Annotated in this window: 21 protein-coding genes, 1 tRNA gene and 1 pseudogene; 4 read left to right on the forward strand and 19 right to left on the reverse strand. The window is 58.4% G+C overall.

The window, feature by feature from the left end:
* Positions 1-246 precede the first annotated feature (246 nt).
* The 3 genes and pseudogenes from istA to AC0GNR_RS18585 form a co-directional block, all read left to right on the forward strand.
* Positions 247-1,767, forward strand: a complete 1,521-nt coding sequence (gene istA / locus AC0GNR_RS18575) for an IS21 family transposase (protein WP_472902294.1) — start codon at positions 247-249, stop codon at positions 1,765-1,767.
* Positions 1,760-2,587, forward strand: coding sequence for an IS21-like element helper ATPase IstB (gene istB / locus AC0GNR_RS18580; protein WP_472902295.1), 828 nt, complete (start codon positions 1,760-1,762; stop codon positions 2,585-2,587). The genes istA and istB overlap by 8 nt, the downstream gene beginning before the upstream one ends.
* A 108-nt stretch (positions 2,588-2,695) precedes the next feature.
* A pseudogene (locus AC0GNR_RS18585) lies at positions 2,696-2,839 on the forward strand (Rid family hydrolase); the annotation flags it as partial.
* A gap of 319 nt (positions 2,840-3,158) precedes the next feature.
* Here AC0GNR_RS18585 and AC0GNR_RS18590 read toward each other — a convergent pair.
* The 19 genes from AC0GNR_RS18590 to rplN all read right to left on the reverse strand — a co-directional run bounded on the left by AC0GNR_RS18590 (position 3,159) and on the right by rplN (position 12,208).
* Positions 3,159-3,235: transfer RNA gene (locus AC0GNR_RS18590), tRNA-Met, on the reverse strand.
* Between the two features lie 17 nt (positions 3,236-3,252).
* Positions 3,253-3,648: a 50S ribosomal protein L17 gene (rplQ, locus tag AC0GNR_RS18595; protein WP_472902296.1), complete on the reverse strand. Its 396-nt coding sequence runs from the start codon at positions 3,646-3,648 to the stop codon at positions 3,253-3,255.
* Positions 3,649-3,736: 88 nt separating this feature from the next.
* The gene (locus AC0GNR_RS18600; protein WP_472902297.1) at positions 3,737-4,723 is read right to left on the reverse strand and encodes a DNA-directed RNA polymerase subunit alpha; all 987 of its coding nucleotides are present in this window, start codon (positions 4,721-4,723) and stop codon (positions 3,737-3,739) included.
* A 93-nt stretch (positions 4,724-4,816) separates the two neighbouring features.
* The gene (gene rpsD / locus AC0GNR_RS18605) at positions 4,817-5,440 is read right to left on the reverse strand and encodes a 30S ribosomal protein S4 (protein WP_472902298.1); all 624 of its coding nucleotides are present in this window, start codon (positions 5,438-5,440) and stop codon (positions 4,817-4,819) included.
* A gap of 150 nt (positions 5,441-5,590) precedes the next feature.
* Positions 5,591-5,995, reverse strand: coding sequence for a 30S ribosomal protein S11 (rpsK, locus tag AC0GNR_RS18610; RefSeq protein WP_472902299.1), 405 nt, complete (start codon positions 5,993-5,995; stop codon positions 5,591-5,593).
* Between the two features lie 18 nt (positions 5,996-6,013).
* The gene (rpsM, locus tag AC0GNR_RS18615; RefSeq protein ID WP_068174954.1) at positions 6,014-6,379 is read right to left on the reverse strand and encodes a 30S ribosomal protein S13; all 366 of its coding nucleotides are present in this window, start codon (positions 6,377-6,379) and stop codon (positions 6,014-6,016) included.
* Between the two features lie 20 nt (positions 6,380-6,399).
* Entirely contained in the window at positions 6,400-6,513 is a 114-nt protein-coding gene (gene rpmJ / locus AC0GNR_RS18620; protein ID WP_009514917.1) for a 50S ribosomal protein L36, read from the reverse strand.
* A gap of 43 nt (positions 6,514-6,556) precedes the next feature.
* Positions 6,557-6,775 carry a translation initiation factor IF-1 gene (gene infA / locus AC0GNR_RS18625; protein ID WP_472902300.1) on the reverse strand — a complete coding sequence of 73 codons (219 nt, stop codon included), beginning with the start codon at positions 6,773-6,775 and terminating at the stop codon, positions 6,557-6,559.
* An 8-nt stretch (positions 6,776-6,783) separates the two neighbouring features.
* Positions 6,784-8,103, reverse strand: coding sequence for a preprotein translocase subunit SecY (secY, locus tag AC0GNR_RS18630; RefSeq protein ID WP_472902301.1), 1,320 nt, complete (start codon positions 8,101-8,103; stop codon positions 6,784-6,786).
* A gap of 23 nt (positions 8,104-8,126) precedes the next feature.
* On the reverse strand, positions 8,127-8,558 hold the full coding sequence (gene rplO / locus AC0GNR_RS18635) for a 50S ribosomal protein L15 (protein WP_472902302.1): 432 nt from the start codon (positions 8,556-8,558) through the stop codon (positions 8,127-8,129).
* 16 nt (positions 8,559-8,574) lie between these two features.
* Positions 8,575-8,757: a 50S ribosomal protein L30 gene (gene rpmD, locus AC0GNR_RS18640; RefSeq protein WP_056268982.1), complete on the reverse strand. Its 183-nt coding sequence runs from the start codon at positions 8,755-8,757 to the stop codon at positions 8,575-8,577.
* Between the two features lie 11 nt (positions 8,758-8,768).
* Positions 8,769-9,287: a 30S ribosomal protein S5 gene (gene rpsE / locus AC0GNR_RS18645; RefSeq protein ID WP_304831817.1), complete on the reverse strand. Its 519-nt coding sequence runs from the start codon at positions 9,285-9,287 to the stop codon at positions 8,769-8,771.
* Positions 9,288-9,305: 18 nt separating this feature from the next.
* Entirely contained in the window at positions 9,306-9,671 is a 366-nt protein-coding gene (gene rplR, locus AC0GNR_RS18650; protein ID WP_472902303.1) for a 50S ribosomal protein L18, read from the reverse strand.
* An 11-nt stretch (positions 9,672-9,682) separates the two neighbouring features.
* Complete coding sequence (gene rplF / locus AC0GNR_RS18655) at positions 9,683-10,216, reverse strand: 50S ribosomal protein L6 (RefSeq protein ID WP_472902304.1); 534 nt, start codon at positions 10,214-10,216, stop codon at positions 9,683-9,685.
* 23 nt (positions 10,217-10,239) lie between these two features.
* Positions 10,240-10,635 (reverse strand): 30S ribosomal protein S8, encoded by a 396-nt coding sequence (gene rpsH / locus AC0GNR_RS18660; RefSeq protein WP_068174940.1) that lies wholly within the window; start codon positions 10,633-10,635, stop codon positions 10,240-10,242.
* A gap of 18 nt (positions 10,636-10,653) precedes the next feature.
* Entirely contained in the window at positions 10,654-10,959 is a 306-nt protein-coding gene (gene rpsN / locus AC0GNR_RS18665) for a 30S ribosomal protein S14 (RefSeq protein ID WP_472902305.1), read from the reverse strand.
* A gap of 8 nt (positions 10,960-10,967) precedes the next feature.
* The gene (gene rplE, locus AC0GNR_RS18670; RefSeq protein ID WP_472902306.1) at positions 10,968-11,507 is read right to left on the reverse strand and encodes a 50S ribosomal protein L5; all 540 of its coding nucleotides are present in this window, start codon (positions 11,505-11,507) and stop codon (positions 10,968-10,970) included.
* A 2-nt stretch (positions 11,508-11,509) separates the two neighbouring features.
* On the reverse strand, positions 11,510-11,830 hold the full coding sequence (rplX, locus tag AC0GNR_RS18675; RefSeq protein WP_304830597.1) for a 50S ribosomal protein L24: 321 nt from the start codon (positions 11,828-11,830) through the stop codon (positions 11,510-11,512).
* 9 nt (positions 11,831-11,839) lie between these two features.
* Complete coding sequence (gene rplN, locus AC0GNR_RS18680) at positions 11,840-12,208, reverse strand: 50S ribosomal protein L14 (RefSeq protein ID WP_305714629.1); 369 nt, start codon at positions 12,206-12,208, stop codon at positions 11,840-11,842.
* 434 nt (positions 12,209-12,642) lie between these two features.
* On the opposite strand from rplN, the gene glpK reads away from it, so the two are divergent.
* Positions 12,643-14,018: glycerol kinase GlpK (gene glpK / locus AC0GNR_RS18685; RefSeq protein WP_472902307.1), on the forward strand; the 1,376-nt coding region annotated here is incomplete at its 3' end.

Here is a 14,018-nt window from a genome sequence, read left to right on the forward strand (position 1 = left end):
TGCTCGTTGTACCAGTGCACCAGCTCGGTCACCCAGCGCCTGGCCTGCATCAGATCGGCAAACGGCTTGAGCGGCAGCTGCGGGCGGTACTTCAAGGTCTTGAACAGCGATTCGGCGTATGGGTTGTTGCCGCCGCCCGAAAACTGACCCACCCCAGGCCACTGTGCCGACTGAAAACTGACCCAGGTGTTTAACTTGCCTTGCTCAATTATTGGGCAGGGGGCAAAGAGGGTGACACCCAAGGAAATGTTGGGAAGAATTCGTCGGATGTACCTGCGCGACAAGATGTCGTTGCATGAGATCGCCAAGCGCACGGGCCTGTCGCGCAACACGGTACGAAGCTGGCTGAGGACGCCAGAAGAGGTGAAGGAGCCGGTCTACAAACGCAAGCCGGGATTCAACAAGCTCGGTGCCTATGTGGCCGAGCTGGTGCTCTCGCTCAAGGCCGATGCTCAGCGGCCCAAGCAGGACCGGCGAACGGCGCGCGCGCTGTTTTCGCAAATCAAGGCCAGCGGCTATGAAGGTGGCTACACCCGCGTCACGGATTTCATTCGAGGCTGGCGTGCCGATGCAGGCAAGGGCGTCCAGGCGTTCGTGCCGCTGAGGTTTGAAATGGGCGAGGCGTTTCAGTTTGACTGGAGCGAAGAGGGGCTGGTGGTGGGCGGCATCTACCACCGCATGCAGGTGTCACACATGAAGCTGTGTGCCAGCCGTGCTTTCTGGTTGGTGGCCTACCCCAGCCAGGGGCACGAGATGCTGTTTGATGCCCATACGCGTTCGTTCGCGGCGCTGGGCGGCGTGGCCCGCCGGGGCATTTACGACAACATGAAGACAGCGGTGGACAAGGTCCAGCGAGGCAAAGGTGGACAAGGTGGTAAAGGCCGTGTCATCAACGCCCGCTTTGCCGTGATGTGTGCGCATTACCTGTTTGACGCCGACTTCTGCAACGTCGCCAGCGGCTGGGAGAAAGGCGTGGTGGAGAAGAACGTGCAGGACAGCCGCAGGCGCATCTGGCTGGACGCGCAGCAGCGCAAGTTTGGCAGCTTTGCCGAACTCAACGCCTGGCTGGGCGAGCGCTGCCGCAGCCTGTGGGATGAGGTGCGCCACCCCGAGCACAAGGCGTTCAGCGTGGCCGAGATGCTGGAGCAGGAGCGTGCAGAACTCATGCCGATGCCGACGGCCTTTGATGGCTATGTGGAACGCTCGGCCAAGGTGTCGAGTACCTGCCTGGTGGCGGTGGCGCGCAACCGGTACTCGGTGCCGTGCGAGCTGGTCGGCCAGCGCGTGAGCACCCGGCTGTACCCGGGCCGGGTGGAGATCGCGAGCTGCGACGAGGTGATTGTGGCCCGGCATGAGCGGCTGCCCAACCGGGGCCATATCTGCTATGACTGGCAGCACTACATCACGCTGATCCAGCGCAAGCCCGGCGCGCTGAGAAACGGCGCGCCCTTTGCCGACATGCCGGCTCCCCTGCAGCGCCTGCGTCAGGGCCTGATGCGGGTTGAAGGCGGTGACAAGACCATGGCCCAGGTGCTCAACTGCGTATCCAGCCACGGGCTGGACGCTGTGCTGGTGGCGGTCGAATTGGTCATCGAGTCCGGCGCGCTCAGCACCGAGCACGTACTCAACGTTTTGGCGCGTCTGAACGCCGTGGAGCCGCCGCCCAATGTGCAGAGCACTCTGGAGCTCAAGGAGGCGCCGTTGGCCGACACCGGGCGCTACGACAGACTGCGCGGTGACGCCATGGAGGAAATCAGCCATGCGTGATGTCGCTGCCGAACTGAAAGAGCTGCGCCTGAACGGCATGGCTGAGGCCTGGGCAGAGCTGATGACGCAGGAGGGGCCGCCAAGCGATGTTGGCGTTCAAACGTCGCGCTGGTTGATCGAGCACCTGCTGAAGGCTGAGCATACGCAGCGGGCCTTTGCGTCGGTGCGCCACCAGATGAAGGCAGCGAAGTTCCCGTTGCATCGCGACCTCGCAGGCTTCGACTTTGAGGTCTCCAAGGTGGACCAAAAGCTGGTGCATCAACTGGCCACGATGGCGTTCACGGAGGCGGCACAAAACGCGGTGCTCATCGGCGGCCCGGGCACAGGAAAGACGCATCTGGCCACCGCCATTGGCGTGACCGGCATTGTGGCCAAGGGCAAGCGTGTGCGCTTCTATTCCACGGTTGATCTGGTCAATGAACTGGAGCGTGAAAAGCACGAGGGCAAGGCCGGGCGCATCGCACTGGCGCTGAAGCGTCTGGACCTAGTCATCCTGGACGAATTGGGGTACCTGCCCTTCAGCCAGGCGGGCGGTGCGTTGCTGTTCCATTTGCTCTCCAAGCTGTACGAGCACACCAGCGTGGTCATCACCACCAACCTGAGCTTCTCGGAATGGTCGGCGGTGTTCGGCGACGCCAAGATGACCACGGCGCTACTGGACCGGCTGACGCACCATTGCCACATCGTGGAGACCGGAAACGAGTCCTACCGCTTCAGGCACAGCACCCTGGAGGCCAAGTCACGCATCAAGGCCCGGGAGACCTCACGCAAAGGCCGCTCGACCACACCAGTACCCCCGGGGGCGGACGAGCCGTTATGAAAGGGCCAATCGCTACACTTATCCACAATTGCTGAAAGAAAATTCAGCAGTCCGCCCTGGGTCAATATTGGATCGGCAGGGTGGGTCAATATTCAATCGGCGCCAACACTTGATGACTTTGATGGGATGAATCACGTCTGGGAAGAGTGGATACCTGCCGGACATGCACCCGCTCGCGCGACTGTTCAAGCGAAGCTGATGCGCCCCGATTGGAAAATTGAAGTTGTCGTCACGGCAGCGGTCGGCGCTTGACGAAGGAACATGAAGATCTGAACGAGGCGCAGAAGGGCGACGAAGGGCAAGTTGATCAGCGCGCTGGACTTGCCCAACCTTCGTTATGCGCGCGTACCGATGCTGTGATCGGCACTGGAGGTGATCAGAAGCGGTACTTCGGCTCACGAAAGGCTTCAGAGTGACCATATGAGCTGTTGCGTTCACCCTTGTGAAGACAAGATGCCCAAGCAACAGTCACAAACAAGAGCTCAATCTTTTGTGACGGCACAAACCTCGTCACAAACGTAAAAGCCCACGTTACCGTGGGCTTTTCGACAAGCTAAGTGCTTGATTTTATTGGTTGCGCGGGCAAGATTTGAACTTGCGACCTTTGGGTTATGAGCCCAACGAGCTACCAGGCTGCTCCACCGCGCGTCAAGATTTGAATTATATCACGCTTTATCTGCTTCAGGTGCCACTGCAGCATCTTCTGCGCGATCGACGAGCTCAACCAATGCCATGGGAGCGTTGTCGCCCACGCGGTAACCCATTTTCAGAATGCGCGTGTAACCACCTGGGCGCGCTGCAAAACGAGGACCAAGTTCGTTGAACAGCTTCACCACCACGTCGCGATCGCGCAGGCGGTCAAATGCCAGACGGCGGTTGGCCACGGTAGCAACTTTGGCCAAGGTGATCATGGGTTCAACCACGCGACGCAGCTCTTTGGCCTTCGGCACCGTGGTCTTGATGACTTCGTGGGTGAGCAGCGAATTCATCATGTTGCGCAACATGGCGAGGCGGTGCTCGCTGGTGCGGTTGAGTTTACGTAGTCCGTGTCCGTGACGCATTTTCTATTCCTTTCAGTTTTTTTCCTGCAGCCGTACCAGGTACTGCAGGTTCGTCATTTGCCGACCTTTCGGTCAGCTCTCTTGGATTTCAGTGCTTGTCCAAGCCTGCAGGAGGCCAGTTCTCAAGCTTCATGCCCAAGGTCAGCCCGCGCGATGCCAGGACTTCCTTGATTTCGTTGAGTGATTTTCGACCCAGGTTAGGGGTCTTGAGCAACTCGTTCTCGGTTCGCTGAATCAGGTCACCGATGTAATAAATGTTCTCCGCCTTGAGGCAGTTTGCAGAACGGACGGTGAGTTCCAGCTCATCGACAGGGCGCAAGAGAATTGGGTCAAACTGCTGCGAGCTGCGCTGCGCGGGAGCGTCAAAGGCCGACAACTCCACGCCTTCGAGCTGTGCAAACACCGCCAACTGCTCCACCAAGATCTTGGCAGATGCACGAACAGCTTCTTCAGGGCCGATGGAACCGTTGGTCTCAATTTCCAAAACCAGCTTATCCAGATCGGTGCGCTGTTCGACCCGAGCGCTTTCGACCGTGTAGCTCACGCGCTTGACCGGAGAAAAAGATGCATCAAGCACGATACGTCCCAGCGAGCGGGACTGATCATCGTTGCGGCGAAGGCTACCGGGCACATAACCGCGGCCTTTTTCGACCTTGATCTGCATGTCCAGTTTGGCGCCAGCAGACAAAGTAGCAATCACGTGCGATGGATTGACGATCTCGACATCATGCGGCGTCTGAATGTCAGCCGCGGTAACGAGACCTTCTCCGTCTTTGCGCAGGCTCAGCGTCACCTCGTCGCGGTTGTGGAGCTTGAACACCACACCCTTGAGGTTCAACAGCATGTTGACGACGTCTTCTTGCACACCATCAATAGACGAGTACTCGTGTACCACGCCGGCAATGGTGACCTCAGTGGGCGCATGACCAGTCATGGAGGACAGCAGGACCCGACGCAGGGCATTGCCCAGCGTATGACCGTAGCCGCGCTCGAATGGCTCAAGGGTCACTTTCGCACGGTTTGTCGAGACTTGCTCGACGTTGATGGTTTTGGGCTTCAGCAGATTGTTCAGCATTCAAACTTCCTTCAGTACCCTCGGCTCGTTACACCGATAAGGCAGACGGAGCATGGCCCGACCACCACCCTGGGGCGGTCGTCGGGAACGAAATTAACGGGAATAAAGTTCGACGATCAACGATTCGTTGACGTCGGCAGCGAATTCGTCGCGGTCAGGTGACTTCTTGAACACGCCTTCTGCCTTGTCCACAGCGACGTCCACCCATGCTGGGAAGCCGATTTGCTTGGCGAGCTCCAGAGCCTCCAAGACGCGCGCCTGCTTTTTGGACTTTTCGCGCACAGCGATCACGTCCCCAGCCTTCACGGAGTAGGAGGGAATATTGACCGACTGGCCGTTGACCAGAATAGCCTTGTGCGAAACGATTTGGCGCGCTTCGGCACGCGTCGAGGCGAAGCCCATACGGAACACGACGTTGTCGAGGCGGGCTTCCAGCAAGAACAACAAGTTCGCACCGGTGTTACCACGGCGACGATCGGCCTCTGCAAAATAGCGACGGAACTGGCGCTCCAAAACACCGTAGGTGCGTTTGACTTTTTGCTTTTCCCGGAGCTGCAGGCCGAAATCGGAGGTGCGCTGACCGGACGTGCGGCCGTGCTGACCCGGCTTGGAGTCAAATTTGGCCTTGTCGCTGATGGAGCGGCGAGCGCTCTTGAGCAACAGGTCGGAGCCTTCACGGCGGGAGAGTTTGGCCTTGGGGCCGAGGTAACGTGCCACGTTAATTTCCTAGGTTTCACTGCCGCAAGCTGCGTTGCGGGAGCCATGTCTGACGAGAGATGGCGGTGGGCTTAGCAAAAAATGCCACCGCAGGCGACTGCGGTGGCGCTCAAAAAAGCTTTCGATTGTACCGCGATGTGCGGCACCTCATCAAATGCGGCGACGCTTCTGCGGGCGGCAGCCGTTGTGAGGCACGGGCGTCACGTCGGCGATCGAATTGATGCGGATACCAAGGGCACCCAGGGCACGCACCGACGATTCGCGACCTGGGCCTGGACCCTTGATCTCGACGTCGAGGTTTTTGATGCCTTGTTCGATAGCAGCACGACCAGCCACTTCGGAAGCAACCTGGGCGGCAAAAGGCGTCGACTTGCGCGAACCCTTGAAACCCTGACCGCCAGAAGAAGCCCAAGACAACGCATTGCCTTGGCGATCGGTGATCGTGATGATGGTGTTGTTGAACGAAGCGTGCACGTGTGCAATGCCGTCAGCAATGTTCTTGCGGACTTTCTTGCGCACACGAGCTGCTGCGCTGCTGGATTGTTGCTTAGCCATGGAAATCCTTCAAACCGATTATTTCTTCAGCGACTGTGCTGCCTTGCGCGGGCCCTTGCGGGTACGTGCGTTGGTCTTGGTGCGCTGACCGCGAACTGGAAGACCACGGCGGTGACGGAAACCACGGTAGCAGCCAATGTCCATCAAACGCTTGATGTTCATGGTGGTCTCACGGCGCAGGTCACCCTCGATCGTGAAAACGCCGACCTGGTCGCGAACTTTTTCAAGTTCAGCGTCGCTGAGGTCTTTAATCTTCTTGGTGTAGTCAATGCCACAAGCTTCGCAGATCTTGCGAGCGCGGGTGCGACCGATACCGAAAATTGCCGTCAAGCCGATTTCGGCGTGCTTGTGCGGCGGAATGTTGATGCCTGCAATACGAGCCATGTTGGTCCTCTAAACTTCAATCAGCCTTGACGCTGTTTGTGACGTGGGTCGGTGCAGATAACCCGCACCACACCATGCCGCTTGATGATCTTACAGTTGCGGCACATTTTTTTGACCGAAGCCGAAACTCTCATAATCTTCTCCTAGATATTCCAAAAATATTCAACAACTGACAGATCACTTGGAGCGAAAAACAATTCTCGCCCTTGTAAGGTCGTACGGCGTGAGCTCCACTTTGACCTTGTCGCCCGGCAAGATGCGGATGTAATGCATCCGCATCTTCCCCGAAATATGCGCCAGAACCATGTGCCCGTTTTCGAGCTTGACCCTGAAAGTTGCGTTGGGTAGGTGTTCAACAACCTCACCCTGCATCTCGATCACATCGTCCTTAGACATCTCAAAACTCAACTGCCGATAGAGGTCTTAAAGTTCGCCTTTTTGAGCAGCGATTCATATTGCTGCGACATCATGTAGTTTTGCACCTGAGCCATGAAGTCCATGGTCACCACCACGATGATGAGCAGCGATGTGCCACCAAAGTAGAAGGGGACGTTGTACTTCAGAATCAGAAATTCGGGGAGCAAACATACAGCAGTGATGTAGATGGCACCTGCAAACGTCAACCGAAGCAAAATCTTGTCGATGTAGCGAGCGGTCTGATCGCCTGGGCGAATACCCGGAATGAATGCACCGCTCTTCTTCAGGTTGTCTGCCGTTTCGCGGCTGTTGAAGACCAACGCCGTGTAGAAAAAACAGAAGAAGATGATCGCGGCAGCATACATGGCAACGTAAATCGGCTGGCCAGGCGAGAGCGCCGAAGCGATGTCGCGCAACCAACGGGTGGAATCGCCCGTGCTAACCCAACTCACAATGGTCGTCGGCAACAAGATGATGCTGGAGGCAAAGATGGGTGGAATCACACCTGCCATGTTCAGCTTGAGCGGCAGGTGCGACGACTGACCGCCATACACCTTGTTGCCCACCTGACGGCGTGCGTAGTTCACGAGAATCTTCCGTTGCCCACGCTCAACAAACACCACAAAGTAAGTCACCAAGACCACCAACGCGATGATGAAGATCGACACCAGGATGTTCATGGCGCCGGTGCGAACCAGTTCGAGGAGCCCGCCGACTGCGCTGGGCAAGCCCGCAGCAATACCGGCGAAAATCAAAATGGAGATACCGTTACCCAAACCCCGCTCGGTGATCTGTTCACCCAGCCACATCAAAAACATCGTCCCTGCGACCAAGCTCACGACAGCGGTAAAGCGAAAAGCCATACCCGGATCGATGACCAAGCCGGCCTGGCTTTCGAGCGCTACCGCAATGCCGATAGACTGAAAGATGGCCAAACCCAGCGTTCCGTAACGGGTGTACGACGTGATCTTGCGACGACCAGCCTCGCCCTCTTTCTTCAGCTGCTCAAACGTGGGAACCACGTGAGTCATGAGCTGCATGATGATGGAAGCCGAGATGTACGGCATGATTCCGAGCGCGAATACGGTGAACCGTGAAAGCGCACCACCGGAAAACATGTTGAACAGGCTCAGAATACCGCCGGCCTGACCTTTGAAGAGCGCCTCCAGCTGAGCCGGGTCGATACCGGGCACAGGGATATGCGCCCCGATGCGGTAAACCACCAGTGCCAACAACAGAAATACAAGTCGACGACGAAGGTCGCCGAACTTGCCTGTTTTGGCTAGGGTCGTTGATCCAGTTGCCACAAATTGCTTCCGCTTGTTTCCGGTCAGACCAGCGAGCCGCCGGCTGCTTCAATAGCTGCTTTCGCACCCGCTGTTGCACCGATGTTCTTGAGCGTCACAGCGCGGGTGATTTCACCCGTTTTGATGACCTTGACACGCTTTGCCAAGTGCGGCACGAGACCCACTTGCTTCAGCACCAGCATGTCGACTTCAGAAGCTTCGAGTGCACTGATATCGGTCAGCGTCACTTCAGCGTTGAACTGAAGTTGAGCAGATTTGAAACCACGCTTGGGCAAACGGCGCTGCAGAGGCATTTGACCGCCTTCGAAGCCCACCTTGTGGTAGCCACCCGAACGCGACTTTTGACCTTTGTGACCCCGGCCGGCGGTTTTACCCAGACCCGAGCCAATGCCACGACCCACGCGACGCTTGGCGTGCTTGGAGCCTTCTGAAGGCTTGATAGTATTGAGTTCCATGTCTTGCGCCTGTGGTTCAGAGTACCTTGACCAGGTAGCTGATCTTGTTGATCATGCCGCGCACTGCAGGGGTGTCCTGCAATTCACTGGTGCTGTTGAGCTTTCGCAGGCCCAGGCCGCGAACGGTGTCGCGGTGCGACTGCTTGGTACCGATTGGGCTACGCACCAACTGGACCTTGACGGTATTTTGTGTGGTCATGACTGTTCCAATCAACCCAGAATGTCTTCAACCGACTTGCCACGCTTCGCAGCAACGCTGGCAGGGGTGGTCGAGTTTTTCAGTGCGTCCAGGGTAGCGCGCACGAGGTTGTAAGGATTGCTCGAGCCATGGCTCTTGGCCACAACGTCGGTGATACCCAGAACTTCGAACACGGCACGCATCGGGCCGCCAGCAATGATGCCGGTACCCTTGGAGGCGGGCAGCATCATCACGTTGGAGGCGCCGTGCTCACCGTGCACGCTGTGGTGCAAGGAGCCGTTCTTCAGCGAAACCTTGATCATGTTGCGGCGAGCCGCTTCCATGGCTTTTTGCACAGCAACCGGCACTTCACGCGCCTTGCCCTTGCCCATGCCAACACGACCATCGCCATCGCCCACCACGGTCAGTGCAGCGAAACCGAGGATGCGACCGCCCTTGACCACTTTGGTCACGCGGTTGATCGCGATCATCTTCTCGCGCAAACCGTCGTCGTTCGCTTCGTTCTTGATGTTTGCGGTAAATTTAGCCATTTTGTGTATTCCGTTTGATCAGAACTGCAGACCAGCTTCACGTGCTGCGTCTGCCAGGGCTTTCACCCGGCCGTGGTAAGCGAAACCGGAACGGTCAAACGCGACCTTTTCGATGCCTGCTGCTTTCGCTTTTTCAGCGATACGCTTCCCAACCAACTGGGCTGCAGCGGTGTTGCCACCTTTGCCTGCACCACCGATTTGGGCGCGCACTTCGGCTTCGGCCGTGGAGGCAGATGCCAACACACGGGAGCCGTCGTCGGAAATGACGCTGGCATAGATGTGCAGGTTCGTGCGGTTCACGGTCAGGCGGACGGCGCCCTGCTGCGCAATCCGGATGCGCGTCTGACGGGCCCGGCGGAGACGTTGCTCTTTTTTCGTCAACATGATCCTGATCCTTATTTCTTCTTGGTTTCCTTGATCACGACCTTTTCATCCGAATAACGGATGCCCTTGCCCTTGTAAGGCTCGGGGGGGCGCACAGCGCGCACCTCGGAAGCAATCTGGCCCACGCGCTGGCGATCGGAACCCTTGATCAGGATTTCGGTCGGCGTTGGGGTTTCCACCTTGATACCAGCAGGCATATCCATCACCACAGGGTGCGAATAGCCCACGGTCAGGTTGAGCTTGGCGCCTTGTGCCTGGGCTTTGTAACCCACGCCAATCAGCGTCAACTTCTTTTCGAAGCCTTTGCTCACACCGTTGACCATGTTGTTCACCAGCTGACGCATGGTGCCCGACATGGCATTGGCTTCGCGAGACTCGTTTGTTGGCACAAACGTGAGCGAGCCGGCGTTGTTTTCAACTTTGACCAAGGCGTTTTGCGCCAGCGCCAGCGCACCCAGGGTGCCCTTGACATTGATCAGACCGTCGTTGACAGCCACTTCGACCCCTGCGGGGACGGTGACCGGTTGTTTTCCAATACGTGACATTCAGTAGCTCCTCAATGCCCGCATCAGGCGACGTAACACAGGACTTCACCACCGACACCGGTAGCGCGCGCCTTGCGGTCCGTCATCACACCCTGGGGCGTGGTAACGATGGCCACACCCAGACCGTTCTGGACCTGGGGGATGGCGTTGCGGCCACGGTAGACGCGCAGGCCAGGACGGCTCACGCGCTCGATGCGCTCGATCACAGGACGACCGGCGTAGTACTTGAGAGCAATCTCAAGTTCATTTTTGCCGTCGTTGCTCTTGACCTGGAACCCATCGATGTAACCTTCGTCCTTCAGGACTTGGGCAATCGCGGTTTTGACTTTGGACGCTGGCATCGTGACGCTGGCTTTTTCAACCATCTGTGCGTTACGGATGCGGGTCAACATGTCGGCAATAGGATCACTCATGCTCATGTGGGGTTCTCCTAGTGCTTACCAGCTGGCTTTGGTGATGCCGGGGATTTCACCGGCAAACGCCATCTCGCGAACCTTGGCACGGGCCAGGCCGAAGTGGGCAAAGGTACCGCGCGGACGACCGGTGATTTCGCAGCGGTTACGCTGGCGGGTCGGGTTCGCGTTGCGGGGCAGTTTTTGCAGACCCATGCGGGCTGCATCACGCTCTTCGTCGGTACGCTTCGCGTCGTTGGCGATTGCCTTCAACTCGGTGTATTTCTTGGCAAACTTGGCGGCGAGTTTCTCGCGCTTGAGTTCACGTTGCAGTAGTGCTTGTTTAGCCACGCGCCACCTCAGTTCTTGAACGGGAAACGGAAACCAGCCAGCAGAGCTTTGCACTCGGCATCGTTCTTGGCGGTCGTCGTGATGCTGATGTTGAGGCCGCGCAAGGCATCAACCTTGTCGTACTCAATCTCAGGGAAAATGATCTGCTCTTTGACGCCGATGTTGTAGTTGCCACGGCCGTCAAAAGCCTTGCCCGAAATGCCGCGGAAGTCACGGACACGCGGCAAAGCCACGGTCACGAAACGATCCAGGAATTCGTACATGCGAGCACCGCGCAGGGTGACCATGCAACCGATGGGCTGCTGCTCGCGGATTTTGAAACCCGCAATGGCCTTGCGAGCCTTGGTGACAACTGGCTTCTGGCCAGCGATCTTGGTCAGGTCGCCCACGGCGTTGTCCATGACTTTCTTATCAGCAACAGCTTCGCTCACGCCCATGTTGAGGGTGATCTTGGTGATGCGCGGGACTTCCATCGTCGACTTGTAGCCAAATTTTTCAACCAGGCTAGGGGCGATTTTGTCGCGGAAAATTTCTTGCAAGCGTGTCATGTTTATGCCGCCTTAATTTCTTCGCCGCTGGACTTGAAGACGCGCACTTTTTTGCCGTCAGCCAGGAGCTTGATGCCCACGCGATCCGCCTTGCCCGTGGCGCCATTGAAAATGGCCACGTTGGACTGGTGGATTGGCATGGTTTTTTCGATGATGCCGCCAGTGATGCCCTTCATGGGATTTGGCTTGGCATGCTTCTTGACGGTGTTCACACCCTCGACAACCAGCTTGCTGTCGTCTGCACGCAGAACAACCTTGCCGCGCTTGCCCTTGTCACGGCCTGCAATCACGATGACTTCATCGCCACTACGAATCTTGTTCATGATGATTCCTCAAAGAACCTCGGGTGCCAGCGACACGATCTTCATGAACTTTTCGGTGCGCAGCTCGCGCGTCACCGGTCCGAAGATGCGGGTGCCAATAGGCTCCAACTTGGCGTTAAGCAACACTGCTGCATTGCCGTCGAATTTGATCAGAGCACCGTCTTGGCGACGAATACCTTTGGCGGTGCGAACCACCACAGCGTTGTAAACCTCGCCTTTTTTGACGCGGCCACGGGGCGCTGCTTCTTTGACAGTGACCTTGATGACGTCGCCCACACTGGCGTAACGACGCTTGGAGCCACCGAGCACCTTGATGCACATCACGGACTTGGCGCCCGTGTTGTCAGCAACATCGAGTCGAGTTTGCGTTTGAATCATTTGATTTATGTCCCAACTTGAATCCTCTCAGCCACCACGGCCGAAAGTGATCAGTCTTGGGCCCGTCGTTGCCGGCTGCACCTGCCTGCAGATAATCTGCAGCCTTGGCGCAACCCGCGTCGGTGGGCGGATTACCCCGCTTTTTTAGAGCGAAGCCGCAAATTATGGCACCGCACACCCGGCGTGTCAACAGCTCCTTGGACTTATTTTCAAAATCGGCATGTCCCAAGTGTCGGTTTGGGCTCAGCAGAGGTTCAGATCACCCGAACCGGCAATGCGATGGACCACGCACTCGGGCCGCACTCGGGGGCTCTACACTGCGGCACATGTGGGGCCTGAGCGACCTGGTGGAGGACTTTAGGCGCCACCGCATCCCCCACCAAGACCTACCCGCGCTCGAAACTATAGTGTCAACCAACCAAGATACATGCGGCATGACCTATCTGCTCGCCCTTGACCAGGGCACATCCAGTTCGCGCAGCATCGTATTTGACCGCTGTGGCCATGTGTTGGCCATGGCACAGCGCGAGGTTCGCCAGATGTATCCGCAGCCAGGGTGGGTGGAGCACGACCCGCGCGATCTCTGGACTACCCAGCTGGAAACGGCGCGGGATGTGTTGCAAAAAGCCGGGCTGGCGGCCAGCGCCATACACGCGGTGGGCATCACCAACCAGCGCGAGACCACTGTGGTGTGGAACCGTCGCACCGGTGAGCCTGTGTACAACGCCATCGTCTGGCAAGACCGCCGTGCAGAAGCCTCCTGCGCTGAACTGCGCTCTCGAGGTTTGAACGACACCGTGTTGCAGAAAACCGGCTTGCGCATTGATGCCTATTTTTCAGGGACCAAACTCAAGTGGATCCTGGACCATGTGCCGGGCGCCCGGGCGCAGGCCGATCGGGGTGAGCTGGCGTTTGGCACGGTGGACAGCTGGCTCATCTGGCAGCTCACCGGGGGCGCGGTGCACGCCACCGATTTCAGTAACGCCGCGCGCACGATGCTGTTCAACATCCACACCAACACCTGGGACGACGAACTGATGGCCGCGCTGGACATACCGTCCAGCCTGATGCCACAGGCACGGCCTTCAGCGGCGTATTTCGGCACCATCCAGTCCGAATGGCTGGGCGCGGCGCTTGACATTGGCGGCGTGGCGGGCGACCAGCAGAGCGCGCTGTTTGGCCAGGCCTGCTTTTCAGCCGGCATGGCGAAAAACACCTACGGCACCGGCTGTTTCATGCTGATGCACACCGGCGAACGCTTTCAACTGAGCCAGAACGGGCTGATCACCACCGCTGCGGCGCAGGCACCGGGACAGCCGCAATACGCTCTGGAAGGCAGCGTGTTCATTGGCGGCGCGGTGGTGCAGTGGCTGCGCGATGGCCTGCGGGCCATACAGTCCAGCAGCGAGGTGCAGGCGTTGGCCGAGAGCGTGCCCGACGCGGGCGGCGTGGTGATGGTGCCCGCCTTCACCGGCCTGGGTGCGCCGTACTGGCAGCCCGACAGCCGCGGCAGCATCGTGGGGCTTACAAGGGGAACCACCATGGCGCACATTGCGCGGGCGGCGCTGGAGAGCATTGCCTTCCAGAGCACCGCCCTGCTCGACGCCATGAGCCGCGACGCCGTGGCAGCGGGTGGTGTGGCGGTGAGCGAACTGCGGGTGGACGGGGGTGCCTGCGTGAACGATTTGCTGATGCAGATACAGGCCGACTTGCTGGGCATTCCGGTGGTGCGGCCAGCGGTGATTGAGACCACCGCCCTGGGCGCGGCCTACCTGGCCGGGCTGCACACGGGCCTGTATGGCGGGCTGGA

This window comes from Hydrogenophaga sp. LT287 (assembly GCF_055702805.1).